General features: G+C 49.9%; 9 protein-coding genes and 1 pseudogene. 6 read left to right on the top strand and 4 right to left on the bottom strand.

Features of this window, described 5'->3' with window-relative positions; genetic code table 11:
- Positions 1–43 precede the first annotated feature (43 nt).
- Complete coding sequence (locus tag BLU47_RS15205; protein ID WP_369796988.1) at positions 44–493, bottom strand: heavy-metal-associated domain-containing protein; 450 nt, start codon at positions 491–493, stop codon at positions 44–46.
- A gap of 18 nt (positions 494–511) precedes the next feature.
- A pseudogene (locus tag BLU47_RS12880) lies at positions 512–3313 on the bottom strand (M16 family metallopeptidase); the annotation flags it as partial.
- 160 nt (positions 3314–3473) lie between these two features.
- Here BLU47_RS12880 and BLU47_RS12875 point away from each other — a divergent pair.
- Genes BLU47_RS12875 through BLU47_RS12865 form a run of 3 tightly spaced genes read left to right on the top strand, consistent with a single transcriptional unit; the run spans position 3474 to position 9371 of the window.
- Complete coding sequence (locus BLU47_RS12875; RefSeq protein WP_091963586.1) at positions 3474–6449, top strand: TonB-dependent receptor domain-containing protein; 2976 nt, start codon at positions 3474–3476, stop codon at positions 6447–6449.
- 19 nt (positions 6450–6468) lie between these two features.
- Positions 6469–7782 (top strand): DUF4876 domain-containing protein, encoded by a 1314-nt coding sequence (locus BLU47_RS12870; RefSeq protein ID WP_369796987.1) that lies wholly within the window; start codon positions 6469–6471, stop codon positions 7780–7782.
- Entirely contained in the window at positions 7764–9371 is a 1608-nt protein-coding gene (locus BLU47_RS12865; RefSeq protein WP_143025574.1) for a DUF6850 family outer membrane beta-barrel protein, read from the top strand. The genes BLU47_RS12870 and BLU47_RS12865 overlap by 19 nt, the downstream gene beginning before the upstream one ends.
- An 89-nt stretch (positions 9372–9460) precedes the next feature.
- Here BLU47_RS12865 and BLU47_RS12860 read toward each other — a convergent pair whose 3' ends face one another.
- On the bottom strand, positions 9461–10474 hold the full coding sequence (locus BLU47_RS12860; protein ID WP_091963576.1) for an aspartate-semialdehyde dehydrogenase: 1014 nt from the start codon (positions 10472–10474) through the stop codon (positions 9461–9463).
- A gap of 82 nt (positions 10475–10556) precedes the next feature.
- On the opposite strand from BLU47_RS12860, the gene BLU47_RS12855 reads away from it, so the two are divergent.
- The 3 genes from BLU47_RS12855 to BLU47_RS12845 are packed head-to-tail and all read left to right on the top strand — an operon-like array spanning position 10557 to position 14160.
- On the top strand, positions 10557–12686 hold the full coding sequence (locus tag BLU47_RS12855; protein WP_091963572.1) for a cation:proton antiporter: 2130 nt from the start codon (positions 10557–10559) through the stop codon (positions 12684–12686).
- Positions 12683–13333 carry an ABC transporter ATP-binding protein gene (locus tag BLU47_RS12850; protein ID WP_091963570.1) on the top strand — a complete coding sequence of 217 codons (651 nt, stop codon included), beginning with the start codon at positions 12683–12685 and terminating at the stop codon, positions 13331–13333. Before BLU47_RS12855 ends, BLU47_RS12850 begins: the two co-directional genes overlap by 4 nt.
- On the top strand, positions 13330–14160 hold the full coding sequence (locus BLU47_RS12845) for a CvfB family protein (protein WP_091963567.1): 831 nt from the start codon (positions 13330–13332) through the stop codon (positions 14158–14160). The genes BLU47_RS12850 and BLU47_RS12845 overlap by 4 nt, the downstream gene beginning before the upstream one ends.
- Here BLU47_RS12845 and asnS read toward each other — a convergent pair.
- On the bottom strand, positions 14157–15596 hold the full coding sequence (asnS, locus tag BLU47_RS12840; RefSeq protein WP_091963564.1) for an asparagine--tRNA ligase: 1440 nt from the start codon (positions 15594–15596) through the stop codon (positions 14157–14159). The two genes, BLU47_RS12845 and asnS, sit on opposite strands and share 4 nt — an antisense overlap.

Below are 15596 nucleotides of genomic sequence, written 5' to 3'. Positions count from 1 at the left end.
CCCAAATTTTCAGGGCTCTTTCTTCTATTTCTCCTCATGGAGATTATTTCTTCTCCTCTTCCTTACACTCGTGAGGTTTGGGCAGTGAGGCCTTGATGCCAGCCTGCTGGAGAGCAGACGACAGCTGTTCTTCAGAGACCGTCTCATGGTGATACTTCACAGCCAATGACTTGCGCAACTTGTTGACATTGGCATCCTGAACACCCTTGATAGCCTTTGTCTTGGCAATCGTCTCCGAGGTAGCCTGCTCTACGGGAATCAAGAAGTAAGCATAGGCCCCCTTTCCACAGCGGCAAGCGTTAACAGGAGTATAGCCAATCTTCGTCACGATGGCGCGAATACTGTCAGCTTTTGTCTGGTCGCCGTCGAAATGCACGGTGATGTTGTGATGACGGATGTCTGCATCCATGCTGTCGATGCCAGGCTTGGCCAGCAGTCTGCCTTGGATGCGGCTGGCACACTTCTTACAGTGCATATCGTCAATATGCAGCATAGCGGTTTCCGGCTTTCCAGAGAGCATGGTAACCTCGACACAGCGTTTGGCATTGAGCATACGCTGAGCCATCTGCTGCACCTGTTGGGGTGTCATAGCCTCGACCATCTTGCAGTAATCCTTGTCGAAGTCAGCATCATCATCCAACTCATGCCAGATGACATAGTCCCAATAGCCGTCATCAATGGTCAACTGGGCATACTGTTTGATAAGGTACTGCTTAACCTTGTCCATGCTGCTGGCTACAGGGCCGTTGTCAGCAATATTCTTCAGTTGCTGGTAGATGATGGGATTCAGTTCCTTGTAGCGGCTGGGGTCAGCATTGTAGGTGATGGTCAGCGTAGCATTAGGTTTCTCGTCTTTATCCAGGTCGGCATTGACACCAACACCATAAGTGCCACCCTTCTCCTCACGCACTGAGTCGGTATAGGCAATAGAGAGACAGCGCTTCAGGAAGTCAAGTTCCAAGTCGCTCTGTGGTGTGAAGGGCACGTCGGCAGTATAGTAGATGCCGACATTAGCCAACGGGGTGGCCTGCTGTTTGCGGAACACATGAGTAGACTCGCCGTCCACAATACGGGGAACATTGTCCCAGTTGGTCTGCTCCTGTTTTTTCGTCGAAGGCAGTGTGGCCAGATACTGACAGAGCAACGGACGCAACTCGTCGAGCGACACATGACCGATGATGACGGTCTTGAAGTTGGCAGCATCGCTGAAACGCTCCTTATATATCTGGAAGATGCGGTCGTAGTCAGCCTTGTCAATCACCTGCTGTGTGACAGGTGCCAAGCGGGGATGATGACCATAGAGGATGGCTCGAATAGAGTCGTTGTAGTCTACCTTGGGCGAGGCATTGCGATTGCTAAGGAACGAGCGCGTGCGGTTGATGAGGCTGTTGAATGCCGTTGTATCACGACGCGGCTGGGTGAAGTACAGATAGGTCAGTTCGAACATCGTCTTGATATCCTTCACAGAACCACTGCCACTGATGCTCTGTCCACGGGAACCGACAGACGGAGAAACGCGAACGGCCTTGCCTGTCAGCATCTTACGCAATGTCATGGCGTCGAAGTCACCCACACCGGCATCGGTGATGCTGCTTGAGATGAGCGAGAAGTTGGGAATGTCCTCGTCGCCGTAGAGCGACGTTCCACCATCGGCTCTCATCTTGAACTGCACCTGATCGGCAGTGAAGTCAGTGGTGCGGGCATAGACTTTCATACCGTTAGAGAGTGTCAACTCGGTGAAGCCGTGCTTATAGGGTTTCTCGCTGACAATCTTACCGGGCTTAGGCAGTTTGCTGATAAGGCGGTCAGCCAATTTCTGCTCCACATAGGGCTCGTACTGCTGTTGCTGGGCCTTCAGTACGGTCTGCTCCAGCTGAGCCTCCGTAGGCAGAGCAACACTCTCCTTGTCAGGAGCATAGAGCACACAAACCTGATTCTTGTCGGTGATGAGTTCGCGGGCAGCACGATTCACCTCATCCAGCGTCACCTCGCGATCCAACTTCTGTGTCATCTGCAGGTCAAACTCCTCCGAAGTCAAAGGCTCTGCCGTCAAGAAGTGGTTGACACATTGGTTGACAAAATAAGAGTTGCGACGGTCGTTGCGTTCCTTATAGTGACGCTCAGCAGCCGTCATAGCCAGTTTCTTGGCACGAGCAAGCTCGCCCTTCGTAAAGCCATGCTGACGCACACGCTCAGCCTCAGCAACTGCAGTTGCCAGACCACCGAGGATGTTGTCCTGCTTACAGCTGACGGACAGTGAGAAAGCCTCCTTGGTACGACTGACGAAGAAGGTGCCGCCACGTCCTGTAGCACTCATGAAAGGCGGATTAGGCAATTGGCGCAGTTCACTGAGACGGACATTCAACATCGATCTGATGAGATCGTCCACATAGTCAGCGCGAACATACTGCTCGTTGTTTTTCTGGTTGTCAGGAGTGGCATCGCGCTTCATGTAGAGATGTGCCATGACGATGGGTTGCTCCTTATCCTTCTGGATGGTGACAATCATCTTATCATTGTCGGGCACGGGATAATAAATGCGCTCAGCAGGATTCACCGCCTTGGGAATCTGCGAAAAGAACGTCTTGATTTTCTGTTCTACCTGGTTGACGTCAATGTCGCCCACCACGACGATAGCCTGCAAGTCGGGACGATACCACTTCTGGTAGTAGTCGCGCAAGTCCTGATAGGGGAAGTGGTCGACGATATCCATCGAACCGATGGGCAGACAGTCCTCATACTTGGAGCCTTTGTAGATGGCAGGCATAGCATCCTCCATCAGTCGCTGCATAGCCATTCCGGCACGACGGGTACGCCACTCCTCGTGAATGACGCCACGCTCTTTGTCTATCTCCTTGTCTTCTAACAGGATGAAATGGCTCCAGTCATTAAGCACCAATAGGCATGAGTCGAGGATGCCCTCGCGTTTCAACGGAGCAGAACCGATGTGATAGACCGTCTGGTCAACAGATGTATACGCATTGAGGTTGGCACCGAACTTAACGCCGATGGTCTCACACCAGGGCACAATACCCAGCTTACCATCCTTGCCAGGGAAGTGCTTCGTTCCATTAAACGCCATATGCTCCAGGAAGTGAGCAAGACCACGCTGGCGGGGTTCTTCCAAGATAGACCCCACACGCTGGGCAATGTAGAAATCGGCCAGTCCTGCCTCCTTGGCATTGTGGCGCAGATAGTAGGTCAGCCCGTTGTCCAAACGACCCACGCGAACCGCCGGATCCTGAGGAAGCGACTGTGCAAACGTGCACAGACCTACCAATGTAAAGAATGTACTTACAAGAATTTTCTTCATAACTATTGTTATTCTATATGATTAAATTGGGTGCAAAAGTACGAAAAATAATCAAAACCCACAAGGCCGTCAAGAAGAATACCTAAATTTGGGTATTGGGCAGAAGAGTGGAAAAGCGTACCTTTGCAGTCAAATTCTTGCGAAGAGAGAAACATTCAAAATGAAGATAAAAAATAGAACTATTCTGACACTATTTTTGTTGATGCTCATCACCCGAGTATCGGCTCAGGTAACCCTGTCCGGAAAAGTGGTGGAAGACAAGAACAATCACCCCATAGAATTTGCCAGTATCTTGATTGCCGAAAGTGGCCAATGGGCCGTTACTGACGGGAAAGGCCAGTTTTCCATCAAGGGTGTCGGGAAAGGTCAGTTGACCATCACCGTTCAGTGTCTCGGCTACCAAAAACGTAGCTGGACGATGAACATCAACAACAGCATCACAAACCTGAATCTGAAACTCAAGGAGGAGAACTTAAAATTGGACGAGGTGACGGTGACTGCCAAACGTAAGATGAACGAAAATACCACTTCGTATACCATCAACCGCTCGACACTTGACCAGCAGCAAATACTCAATATTAGTGATATTAACGCCTTGTTGCCAGGAGGAAAAACGACAAACCCGTCGCTTGTCGACGATAGCCGCATAGCACTTCGCAGCGGGACATCAGAGAAAGGCAATGCCTCGTTCGGTACTGCCGTCGAGGTGGATGGCGTGCGTATGAGCAACAATGCCGAGACAGGTGAGACACTGGCTGCATCAACCCGCACTATCAGCACATCAAACATTGAAAGCATTGAGATTATCACCGGCATACCTTCTGTTGAGTATGGTGACCTGTCGAATGGTGTTGTCAAAGTAAACACTCGCAAAGGCAAATCGCCCTTCATCATTGAAGGAAAGATTAACCAGCACACCCGTCAGATAGCCCTAAACAAAGGTTTCGACTTAGGAGAACAGAAAGGTGTATTGAATGCCTCCTTTGAACATGCACGCTCGTTTAGTAATGCCGTATCACCCCACACGGCCTATCAGCGGAACATCCTCTCGCTGAACTACATAAACATCTTTATGAAGGACCACATGCCCTTGACACTGAACATCGGGCTCAGCGGCAACATCGGAGGCTACAATTCAGAAGCCGACCCAGACGAAGAACTGGATGATTACGCTAAGGTACGCGACAACACCCTACGCGGACACGTTGATTTGCAATGGCTGTTAAACAAGTCGTGGATCACGAACCTGTCACTGAAAGGCTCCTTCACCTATACGGACCGTAAATCGGAAAATTACACGCATACCAGTAGCGCATCAACACAGCCTTATATCCACAGCACGGAAGAAGGCTACTTCATTGCCCAAGACTATGCAGTCAATCCTGATGCGTCCATCATCCTAGGACCTACTGGCTACTGGTACGTTAAAGGATACAACGACTCGAAACCACTTAACTGGTCGCTGAAACTGAAAGGAGACTGGACACACCGTTTCGGTCGTGCGCTCAGCAAATTGATGGTAGGAGCCGACTATACCGGCAATAAGAACAACGGACAAGGCACCTATTATGATGACATGCGCTACGCTCCCACCTGGCGCGAATACCGCTACGACGAGCTACCTGCCCTGAACAACTTAGCCCTCTATGCAGAGGAGAAAGTCAGCATCCCAACGACCAAACGGGCCATCCTGGAACTGACTGCTGGTCTGCGCAACGACCTCACGATGATCAGTGGTTCGGACTATGGTACCGTTAGGAGTCTGTCACCACGTTTTAACGGACGCTATGTATTCTGGCGCAACCAACATAAACGCTGGGTAACAAGCCTCAGCATACATGCCGGTTGGGGAAAGAGTGTCAAGTTGCCGTCATTCCAGGTGCTATACCCCACCCCGTCGTATGCTGACCGACTGGCTTTTGCCTCTACGTCGACAAGCGACAACAAATCATACTATGCCTACCACACCTACCCCTCGAAAGCTCTTTACAACCCCGACCTGCGTTGGCAGTACACCAACCAGACCGACCTGGGTATTGATATGACTATCAAGGGGACACATATCTCACTATCAGCCTTCCACCATAGAACACATAATCCTTACATGTCAACGGATGTATTCAGTCCGATGACCTATAAGTATACACCTCCCTCATCGCTGAACGTGATAGCTATCAGTACTGAGAACCGCCGTTTTGCTGTTGACCAGCAGACGGGCATTGTTACTGTTAGCGATGCTACAGGGGCAGGCACTCCTATCCAGCTGGCTTATCTGGAACGTAACACCTATGCAGTCAACAACCGGTTCATCAATGGCAGTGCTGTAGACCGCTATGGTCTGGAATGGATGATTGACTTTGCTCCCATCAAGCCACTAAGGACCGCTATCCGACTGGATGGCACCTACTATTATTATAAAGGTATAGACGATGTGCTGTTTGCCGACATCCCCCTGGGTGTCAGTTCCACGATGACAGGCAATCAGCCTTATAGCTACATTGGCTATTATCGCGGTTCCAACATTACCAGCACAGGATATAGCGCCAATGCTGCCGTTGCCAACGGTTCGTTATCGAAGAAGATGAACCTGAACGTCACACTGACCACGCATATTCCCAAGATACGAATGATTGTCGCCTTACGCATCGAGACTTCTTTGTACAACTATCAGCGCTCGCTGAGTGAGTTTGAAGACGGCACACGCGGCATTGTACTGAAACAGGCTGGCGACTATTTCGGGACACCTTACGACGGGAGCAGCGAGAACCAGTATCTGGCACTATATCCAGCATACTATTCCACTTGGGACAATCCTGACGAACGTATTCCCTTTGCAGAGAAATTCTTGTGGGCCAAGGACAACGACCCAGCGCTCTACAACGACCTAAGTAAGCTTGTCGTCCGCTCCAACTATCCCTATACCATGAATCCCAACAAGGTGTCAGGCTATTACTCTGCCAATTTAAGCATTACTAAAGAGATTGGCGACCACGTCAGCCTGTCGTTCTATGCCAACAATTTCTTCAACAACATGCGGACCGTGCATGCTTCGCAGACCGATCTGGAAACTTCGCTGTTCAGCAGCGGTTATATTCCCAGCTACTATTATGGATTATCACTTAAACTCAAATTATAAAACAAAAAACAGAATGAAAATGAAAAAGTATTTTGCTATGATGATGATGGCTGTCGTAGGCTTTTGCCTGACAGCTTGCAGTGACAGCGATGACGATGCTGTAAAACTAGTTAAACTGACTGTACAGGTCTCTGGAGTAGACGATTTGGAGGATTTCGATGTAGAACTGACCAATACCACTTCTACTTCCAGCTATACTGCTACCACCAATGCCAATGGCGTTGCGACCTTCTCGGTAACTCCCGGTGTCTATAATGCCACCGTTTCTGAAACTCGGTACGTTGAAGGCTATCGTTTTGTTTACAACGGGACAGCCAGCAATATCACCCTTACCGCTGACAAGGAAGCAACAGCCACGATTGTCCTGAAAGAAGCCATCAGCAGTCAGGTCATCATCAAGGAGGTCTATAACGGCGGATGCCCAAAGGATGAAGGAACAGGAGCGTTCCAGCAGGACAAGTGCATCATCCTTTACAACAACACATCGGAAACTGCATCGCTCAGCAACCTGTGTATTGCCTATGCAGCACCTTACAATGGCCATACGAATAACAAGAACTATGGTGAGAACGGCAAGCTGACCTACGAGAGCGAAGGATTCATCCCTGCCTATAATGGTATGTGGTGGTTCCAGGGCGAGCTCGTCGTTAAGCCCTACTCACAGGTTGTCGTCAACGTTGCCGGTGCTATTGACAACACACAGACCTACAGCCAGTCAGTCAACTATGCCAATGCAGACTACTATGCTATGTATGACCCTGAGAGCGGATTCACCAACTCGTCGTGGTACCCCACTCCCAGCGTTATTCCTACCTCTCATTACCTTAAAGCCAAGAGAATCGGACTGGGTAACGCATGGTCGCTCAGCAACACGTCCCCTGCTATCATTATTTTCCAGACCAACGGCACGACTCCCGCTGCTTTTGCTGAAGATGCAGACCTTTGGTATGATGGTGGCGGAACAGGAGCTGTCAACGCTTGTCATAAAGTAAAGAACGAATGGATTCTTGACGGTATGGAAGTTTATCAGACTGCTAAGATTGCCGACAGCAAGAAACGTCTTACCAGCGATATTGATGCCGGATATGTTGGGCTGACCAACCAAAAAGGCCACGTTCTCTACCGCAACGTAGACAAGGAAGCTACAGAGGCACTGGCTGAGAATGCCGGAAAACTGGTATATAACTATGCACTAGGTTTTGAGAGCTCTACCGATCCGAGCGGTATTGATGCAGAAGCCTCCATGAAAAAGGGTGCCCATATCATCTTCAAAGACACCAACAATTCTACTGTAGACTTCCACGAACGTCAGAAATGTTCTTTACGAGACTAACATACATCCTCTTACTCCTGTGTGCGGCAGTATGCTGTCGCGCACAGGATTCTCTATTGCTTCGCGACTATTCTTTCGTGAAGCAAAGCAATCCGTGGCTGACAAGCAGCAATGCGGCAGGTCTGACAACATATAAGTCAACAAATATAGCAGAAGCAGAATTAGGACTGGCTTATGAAAATGGTGGACTTATTGATTACTGGCAGGCTCCAAAGGTATTTCAGGTCAATGCCAGTGCAGAAGCCATTCAACGTCTTTCTTCACGAACCGTCGTTTTCGGAAGAGTCAGTTACGAAAACTTCTCGGGACGTGACATGGCTGGTTCAGCGTTTATCAATCCGACACGGAAACCTTTCGACATCGTTGAGGAGACAACTGAGAACACAGGCACCAAGCACCAAGACACCTACCAACTCACGGGGGCTATTGGTGTGGACCTATGGAAGGGAATCTCCCTGGGTGGCCGAGTAGACTATACGGCAGCCAATTATGCCAAATACAAGGATTTACGCCACAGCAACAAGCTCATGGACCTCCGTCTGAGTATCGGGTTAATGGCACGCGTATTGAACCAACTTCATTTAGGAGTCAACTACCAATACCACCGTAACACCGAAAGCATTACTTTCAGCAAATACGGAAAGGAAGATAAGGTCTATAAGTCGCTGATAGCCTATGCTGCCTTCATGGGGCGCCTAGAACAGTTGGGAACTTCCGGTTACACGGAGATGGGGCGTGAGATGCCGTTAGTGGAAGACCAACACGGAGGAAGCCTGCAAATAGTCTGGAAGCCCAGCAGTCAATGGTCATTCCATAACGAGTTCAGCTTAGCTCACGGTACGGGCTATTACGGACGCAAGTCCCCTTACACCATCACCTTTACGAATCATGAAAGAGACCTGCTGGCTTATCAGGGCACCCTGCAGTATGCACAGGCCTCAACGATACACCGACTCGACGTACAACTTCGTACAGAGAAACTGATCAACAACAATGAGACCTATCGTGAACTGACGAATAGCACTGGAGCCTACTACTACGAGTACTATGACCCCGTGAAGAGTGCTGACAAGAAGTGGACCAACTTGGGTCTCTGCTATACAGCCTATTTGAAGGTTCGACAAGAAATGCCAACCTGGATGCTGTCGGCTGGTGTCGACTGGATGCAACGTAAAGTTACTGGAATTCTGTATCCCTACTATCGGACCCAGAAGCTCAAAACGACGTTTATCCATGCTTCTGCCACACGAAATTTCCTGTTGCATCAGGGAGTATTGTCAACAACAATGAATGTCGGTTATCAGAAAGGAAGCGGCTCCCCTTATCAAGACGGCATCTACCAAATGCCCTCAAACAACCAACAGACACCACCTACAACCGACTGTTGGCTGTATCAGGAGTATCGTTACCTGACAGCTGCTCAATATCATGTCGGAGCAGAAGTCAAATACAGTTTCCTATTTCCAGGAACTCATCTGAACACCTTTGCACGAGGTGGTTTCAACTATCGAACAACCTCGACTTCCAATGAGTATACTGACGGGAACTACCGTCTTAGCTTACAATTGGCCATCGGTTGTCTGTTCTAGGCAACAGCCAACGAAATAACCCGCCCTTATTGTGCGATAAGGACGGGTTATTGTTTGATAAGGCAGGGTTATTGACCAATAACCCCGGGTTATTTCACATTACCTACTTTTATCAGGTACTCACCAATCTGAACGGCATTCAAGGCCGCACCCTTGCGAATCTGGTCGCCAGAGAGCCAGAAAGTAAGACCGTTCTCATCGCTGAGGTCCTTGCGGACACGTCCTACGAAGACATCGTCCTTGCCGGCAGTCTCCAACGGCATGGGATAAACGAGGTTGGCAGGATCGTCAACCAATGTACAGCCGGGAGCAGCAGCGATAGCCTTCTGAGCCTCCTCTACACTGATAGGACGCTCGGTCTCAATCCAAACGCTCTCGGAGTGAGAACGTAACGAACTGACACGTACACACATAGCTGAGCACTTGGCATCGGTATGCATGATTTTCTGCGTCTCGTTATACATCTTCATCTCTTCCTTGGTATAACCGTTGGGCTGGAAGACGTCAATCTGCGGAATGACGTTGTAAGCCAACTGGTGGGGGAACTTCTTGATGGTCTTCACCTCACCGGTCTCTACCATCTCCTTGTACTGCTGCTGCAGTTCAGCCATAGCAGCGGCACCGGCACCAGAAGCACTCTGATAAGAGCTGACGTGGATACGCTTGATGTGGCTGATGTTCTCCAGCGGCTGGAGCACGACAACCATCATAATGGTCGTACAGTTCGGATTGGCAATGATGCCACGGGGGCGATTCAAGGCATCCTCGGCATTACACTCAGGAACGACCAAGGGCACATCAGCGTCCATACGGAAAGCAGAACTGTTGTCAATCATGACTGCACCGTACTTGGTAATGGTCTCAGCAAACTCTTTTGAAGTGCCTGCACCTGCAGAGGTAAAGGCAATATCAACGTCCTTGAAGTCGTCGTTGTGTTGGAGCAACTTCACAGTAAGCTCCTTACCACGGAAGGTATACTTTGTGCCTGCGCTACGCTCAGAGCCAAACAACACCAGTTCGTCCATGGGGAAATTTCTCTCGTCGAGGAGTCTCAAGAACTCCTGACCTACGGCACCAGAGGCGCCCACAATAGCTACTTTCATAAGTCTAATTTTTCTTGATCATTTAATTTCCGGCTGCAAAGTTAGTAATAATTTTCAGAAAATTGCTAACTTTGCAGACGAAATGCTGATTTTAAGTACATATTTCCCCATCACGAGTCCGACGCTCATCTTCTTCGTCGTACTGCTGATTATCCTGCTAGCCCCCATTATCATGGGTAAGCTGCGCATTCCACATATTATCGGCATGGTTTTGGCGGGTGTGCTGATTGGTGAACACGGACTGAACATCCTTACGCGAGACTCTTCGTTCGAGTTGTTCGGCAAGGTAGGGTTGCTCTACATCATGTTCCTGGCCGGACTGGAGATGGACCTGGAGAGTGTGAAGAAGAACTCCCGGCGTTTCCTGCTTTTCGGTCTGTTGACCTGTCTGATACCACTTATCCTGACTTACGTGATGGCCATGTGGCTGCTGGACTACTCGTCGACAGCCTCGTTCCTATTGGGTTGCATCATGGCATCCAACACGTTGATAGCCTACCCCATCATCTCGCGTTATGGTTTGCAGCGCGACTCCAGCGTTATGCTGAGCGTGGGCTCGTCCATGCTGTCGCTATTCATGGCGCTGCTGATGCTGGCAGCCTTAGCAGCAGCTTACGGAGAAGACGTGGGTATCGGCTTCTGGCTGCTCTTCCTATTGAAATTTATCCTATTCTGTGTAGGCTGTATATGGATTATCCCCAAGGTGACGCGCTATTTCCTGCGCCGTTACAGCGATGCCATCATGCAGTTCATCTATGTCCTGTCGGTGATGTTCCTCTCCGCAGCATGCTCCGAGGCCATTGGCGTGGAAGGCATCGTGGGAGCCTTCATCTCCGGACTTATCCTTAACAGGTACATCCCACACGTGTCACCGCTGATGAACCGTATCGAGTTTATTGGCAACGCACTTTTTATCCCCTATTTCCTGATAGGTGTGGGCATGCTCATTAATGTCGGCACGCTCTTTGAAGGGAAGCGAATGCTGGCCGTAGTAGCCCTGATAGCCTTCTTCGGCACTTTCGGCAAAGCGGTGGCAGCCTACCTGTCCAGTTTACTGTTCCGTCTGCCAAAGGCTGCCGGACACATGATGTTCGGACTAACCTGCGCCCATGCTGCCGGTGCTATCGCCATGGTCATGGTGGGAATGCGCCTGGAAGTGAGCCCAGGCATCTATCTGGTGAACAACGAGATGCTGAACGGTGTAGTTATCATGATTCTGATTACCTGTATCATCAGCACGATGATGACGGAACACGCCTCTAAGCAGATTATATTAAGAGGTGACCGATTAGATGAAAGTAACGAGAAGAATAAGACAGACGACGAGAAGATACTTCTCTGCGTGAAATACCCGGAGATTGCACCACAACTGCTGGAATTAGCACTGATGATGCGCAACGTGAAGTTGAACCGCGAACTGGTAGCCCTGAACGTGGTATATGACGACAACAATGCTGCCAAGCATCGCGAAGAAGGTCTACGCCTATTGGAACGTCTGCAACAGCGAGCCAGTTCGGCTGATGTCACCATGCAGACACAGGTCAGACTAGCTACGAACATTGCCAATGGCATCAAACATGCCTTCCGCGAGTCGGGCACCTCGGAGATTATCATGGGCATGCACGTCCACACGGAGATTAACCCGAAATTCTGGGGTGACTTCATACAAAGCCTCTATAATGGACTGAACCGTCAGATAGTGCTGACACGATTTGTGCAACCATTGAACACGCTGCGCCTGATACAGGTGGTGGTGCCCTCAAGGGCTGAATTCGAGCCAGGCTTCCACCGTTGGCTGGAGCGTATCAGCCGCATGGCAGGGAATCTGGACTGTCGTATCCAGTTCCATGGACGCCACGAGTCTATGGACTTGATCAGAGCATATATCACCAACCATCATCCCAGCGTCAGAGCGGAATACACCTTTATGGCACATTGGAACGAATTACCCCGACTGGCCGAGAATGTCAGCGAGGACCACATGTTTGTGGTCATCACAGCCCGTAAAGGTACCATTTCGTATAAGAATGCGCTCGACAGGCTGCCCAACGAACTGATGCAGCATTTCGCCGGTAAGAACTTGATGATTATCTTCCCCGACCAATATGGTACACAGAAGGAGGAGAGCATGACCTTCACGGCAGCACAACACCAGGAGGAGAACAGTATCTACGACGCTATCCTGCAATGGATTAACAAGCATAAGAAATGATAGAAATCAGAAATATCAAGAAGAGTTTCGGCTCTTTGGAGGTGCTGAAAGGCATTGACCTCACCATCGAAAAAGGTGAGGTGGTAAGTATCGTGGGCCCTAGCGGTGCAGGCAAGACCACCTTGTTACAGATTATGGGTACCTTGGACCGGCCAGACGCTGGTTCAGTACTTATTGACGACATTGACACCACGCAACTCTCGCAGAAGAAGCTTTCAGACTTCCGCAACCGCCACATTGGCTTCGTGTTCCAGTTCCATCAGCTGTTGCCTGAATTCACGGCACTGGAGAACATCATGATACCTGCCTATATCGCAGGAGCCTCCAACAAAGCAGCCAGACAACGGGCCGAAGAACTCCTGCAGTTTATGGGCCTCAGTCAGCGGGCTCAGCATAAACCTAACGAGCTGTCGGGTGGTGAGAAGCAGCGTGTGGCTGTGGCGCGGGCATTGGTCAACAATCCGGCAGTCATCCTGGCTGACGAGCCTAGCGGCTCGCTGGATTCACAGAACAAGGCTGAACTGCACCAGCTGTTCTTCGACCTTCGTGACCAGTTCGGACAGACCTTTGTCATTGTCACACACGATGAGCAACTGGCATCAATTACCGACCGTACTATTCATCTTAAAGACGGACTGATTATATGATAAAGCTAGGTGATTACAACACATTGAAGATAGTCAAGAGCGTCGACTTCGGACTCTATCTGGACGGAGGCAATGCCGGTGAGATACTACTCCCTACCCGCTACGTGCCAAAGAATGCGAAGATTGGCGACGAACTGGAGGTATTTATCTACCTCGACCAAGACGAGAAACTTGTTGCTACCACGCTTCACCCCTTGGCAAAGGTAGGTGACATCGCCTGTCTTGAAGTGGCATGGGTCAACGAATACGGTGCATTCCTGAACTGGGGATTGATGAAAGACCTGTTCTGTCCGTTCCGCGAACAGAAGATGCGGATGCAGAAAGGCTACCATTACGTGGTCTATATTAAGGAAGATGAGGAGAGCCACCGACTGATTGCTACTGCAAAAGTGGACAAATACCTCTATTCAGACCGTCCCCCCTACAAACATGGCGACGCCGTAGACATCCTTATCTGGCAAAAGACAGACTTAGGCTTCAAGGCTATTGTAGACAACCACTATCAGGGGCTCATCTATGAAGACCAGATATTCCAGCCGTTACATACAGGCGACCGGATGACGGCTTATGTAGACCACATCAGACAAGACAACAAGATAGACATCACCCTGCAACCGACAGGACGTCGTCAGACGGAAGAGTTCTCGGAAGTATTGCTGCGCTATCTGCAGGAGAACGACGGCCATTGTGACCTTGGTGACAAGAGTCCGTCGGAACTGATTGCCGACCGTTTCAAGGTTTCCAAGAAAGTATATAAAAAAGCAGTCGGCGACTTATACCGCCGCCGACTGATAACAATTTCCGATAACGGAATCGACCTTGTTTAGAACTCGGCCGATTTCGGAGTACGCGGGAAGGGGATGACGTCGCGGATGTTCTGCATACCTGTTACGAACAGGATGAGACGCTCAAAGCCTAGTCCGAATCCGGCATGAGGACATGAACCCCACTTGCGGGTATCGATATACCACCAGAGATGGGTCTTGTCCATCTCACGGCGATTAATCTCTCCCATCAGTTTGTCATAGCTCTCCTCACGGACTGATCCTCCGATAATCTCACCAATCTGCGGGAACAGCACATCGGTACCTTGCATCGTAGGACCAGGAGCCACGGCTCCCTTGTAGCCTACAGAACCGCCATCGGCAGTATCTTGGTTCTGTTTCATATAGAACGACTTGAAGGCACGAGGATAGTCTGTCATGATGACAGGCTTCTTGAAGTGTTCCTCCACGAGGTAGCGCTCATGCTCACTGGCCAAGTCGTCACCCCAGTTGCAGGGGAACTCAAACTTCTTACCATTCTTGATAGCCTCCTGCAGGATATTGATACCCTCCGTGTAAGGCAGACGGACAAAAGTCTCCTTCAGTACGCCCTCCAGACGTGCAATGAGTGTCTTATCAATCATCTGGTTCAGGAACTGCAGGTCGTCCTTACAGTTATCCAAGGCCCAGCGTACGCAGTACTTGATAAAGTCTTCTTCCAAGTCCATCAATTCTTCCTGATCCAAGAAAGCTACCTCAGGCTCAACCATCCAGAACTCAGCCAGGTGGCGAGGGGTATTGGAGTTCTCTGCACGGAAGGTGGGTCCGAAGGTGTAGATAGCTCCCAGAGCCGTAGCACCCAACTCACCCTCCAACTGACCAGATACGGTCAGCGAGGTCTGTTCACCGAAGAAGTCGTCGTCGTAGATAATCTTGCCGTTCTCGTCTTTCTTCAGGTCATAGAGATTCTTGGTGGTTACCTGGAACATGTTTCCTGCACCTTCACAGTCAGAAGCAGTAATGAGCGGTGTGTGGAAATAGAAGAAGCCATGATCATGGAAATAGGTGTGGATTGCCATTGCCATGTTATGACGGATGCGCATCACGGCACCAAAGGTATTGGTGCGCAGACGCATATGGGCATTCTTACGCATCACTTCGAACGACTGTCCCTTCTTCTGCATAGGATAGGTATTGTCGCAGAGACCATAAACCTCCAGACTGGTGGCCTGAATCTCGCAAGCCTGACCGGCACCCTGGCTCTCTACCAGCGTACCGACAGCACAGATACAAGCTCCTGTAGTGATATCCTTCAGCAACTGCTCATCAAACTTCGTGGGGTCAACGACCACCTGTACATTCTTAATCGTTGAACCGTCGTTCAGCGCAATGAAATCCACTGCCTTTGAGCTGCGATGCGTACGCACCCAACCCTTCACGCAGACTTCTTTTCCAAATTCCGTACTTTTCAGTACATCAACTATCTTTGTTCTTTTCAT

The sequence above is a fragment of the Prevotella sp. tc2-28 genome, assembly GCF_900107705.1.
Taxonomy (GTDB): domain Bacteria; phylum Bacteroidota; class Bacteroidia; order Bacteroidales; family Bacteroidaceae; genus Prevotella.
The sequence above is the reverse complement of the archived record's forward strand: the minus strand, read 5'-3'. Positions and strand labels throughout refer to the sequence as shown.

Bases quoted from the DNA above. Each gene is read 5' to 3' on its own strand.
- BLU47_RS15205 (WP_369796988.1), bottom strand. From the start codon at position 493: ATGCTGCATATTGACGATATGCACTGTAAGAAGTGTGCCAGCCGCATC.
- BLU47_RS12875 (WP_091963586.1), top strand. From the start codon at position 3,474: ATGAAGATAAAAAATAGAACTATTCTGACACTATTTTTGTTGATGCTC.
- BLU47_RS12870 (WP_369796987.1), top strand. From the start codon at position 6,469: ATGAAAAAGTATTTTGCTATGATGATGATGGCTGTCGTAGGCTTTTGC.
- BLU47_RS12865 (WP_143025574.1), top strand. From the start codon at position 7,764: ATGTTCTTTACGAGACTAACATACATCCTCTTACTCCTGTGTGCGGCA.
- BLU47_RS12860 (WP_091963576.1), bottom strand. From the start codon at position 10,474: ATGAAAGTAGCTATTGTGGGCGCCTCTGGTGCCGTAGGTCAGGAGTTC.
- BLU47_RS12855 (WP_091963572.1), top strand. From the start codon at position 10,557: ATGCTGATTTTAAGTACATATTTCCCCATCACGAGTCCGACGCTCATC.
- BLU47_RS12850 (WP_091963570.1), top strand. From the start codon at position 12,683: ATGATAGAAATCAGAAATATCAAGAAGAGTTTCGGCTCTTTGGAGGTG.
- BLU47_RS12845 (WP_091963567.1), top strand. From the start codon at position 13,330: ATGATAAAGCTAGGTGATTACAACACATTGAAGATAGTCAAGAGCGTC.
- asnS (WP_091963564.1), bottom strand. From the start codon at position 15,596: ATGAAAAGAACAAAGATAGTTGATGTACTGAAAAGTACGGAATTTGGA.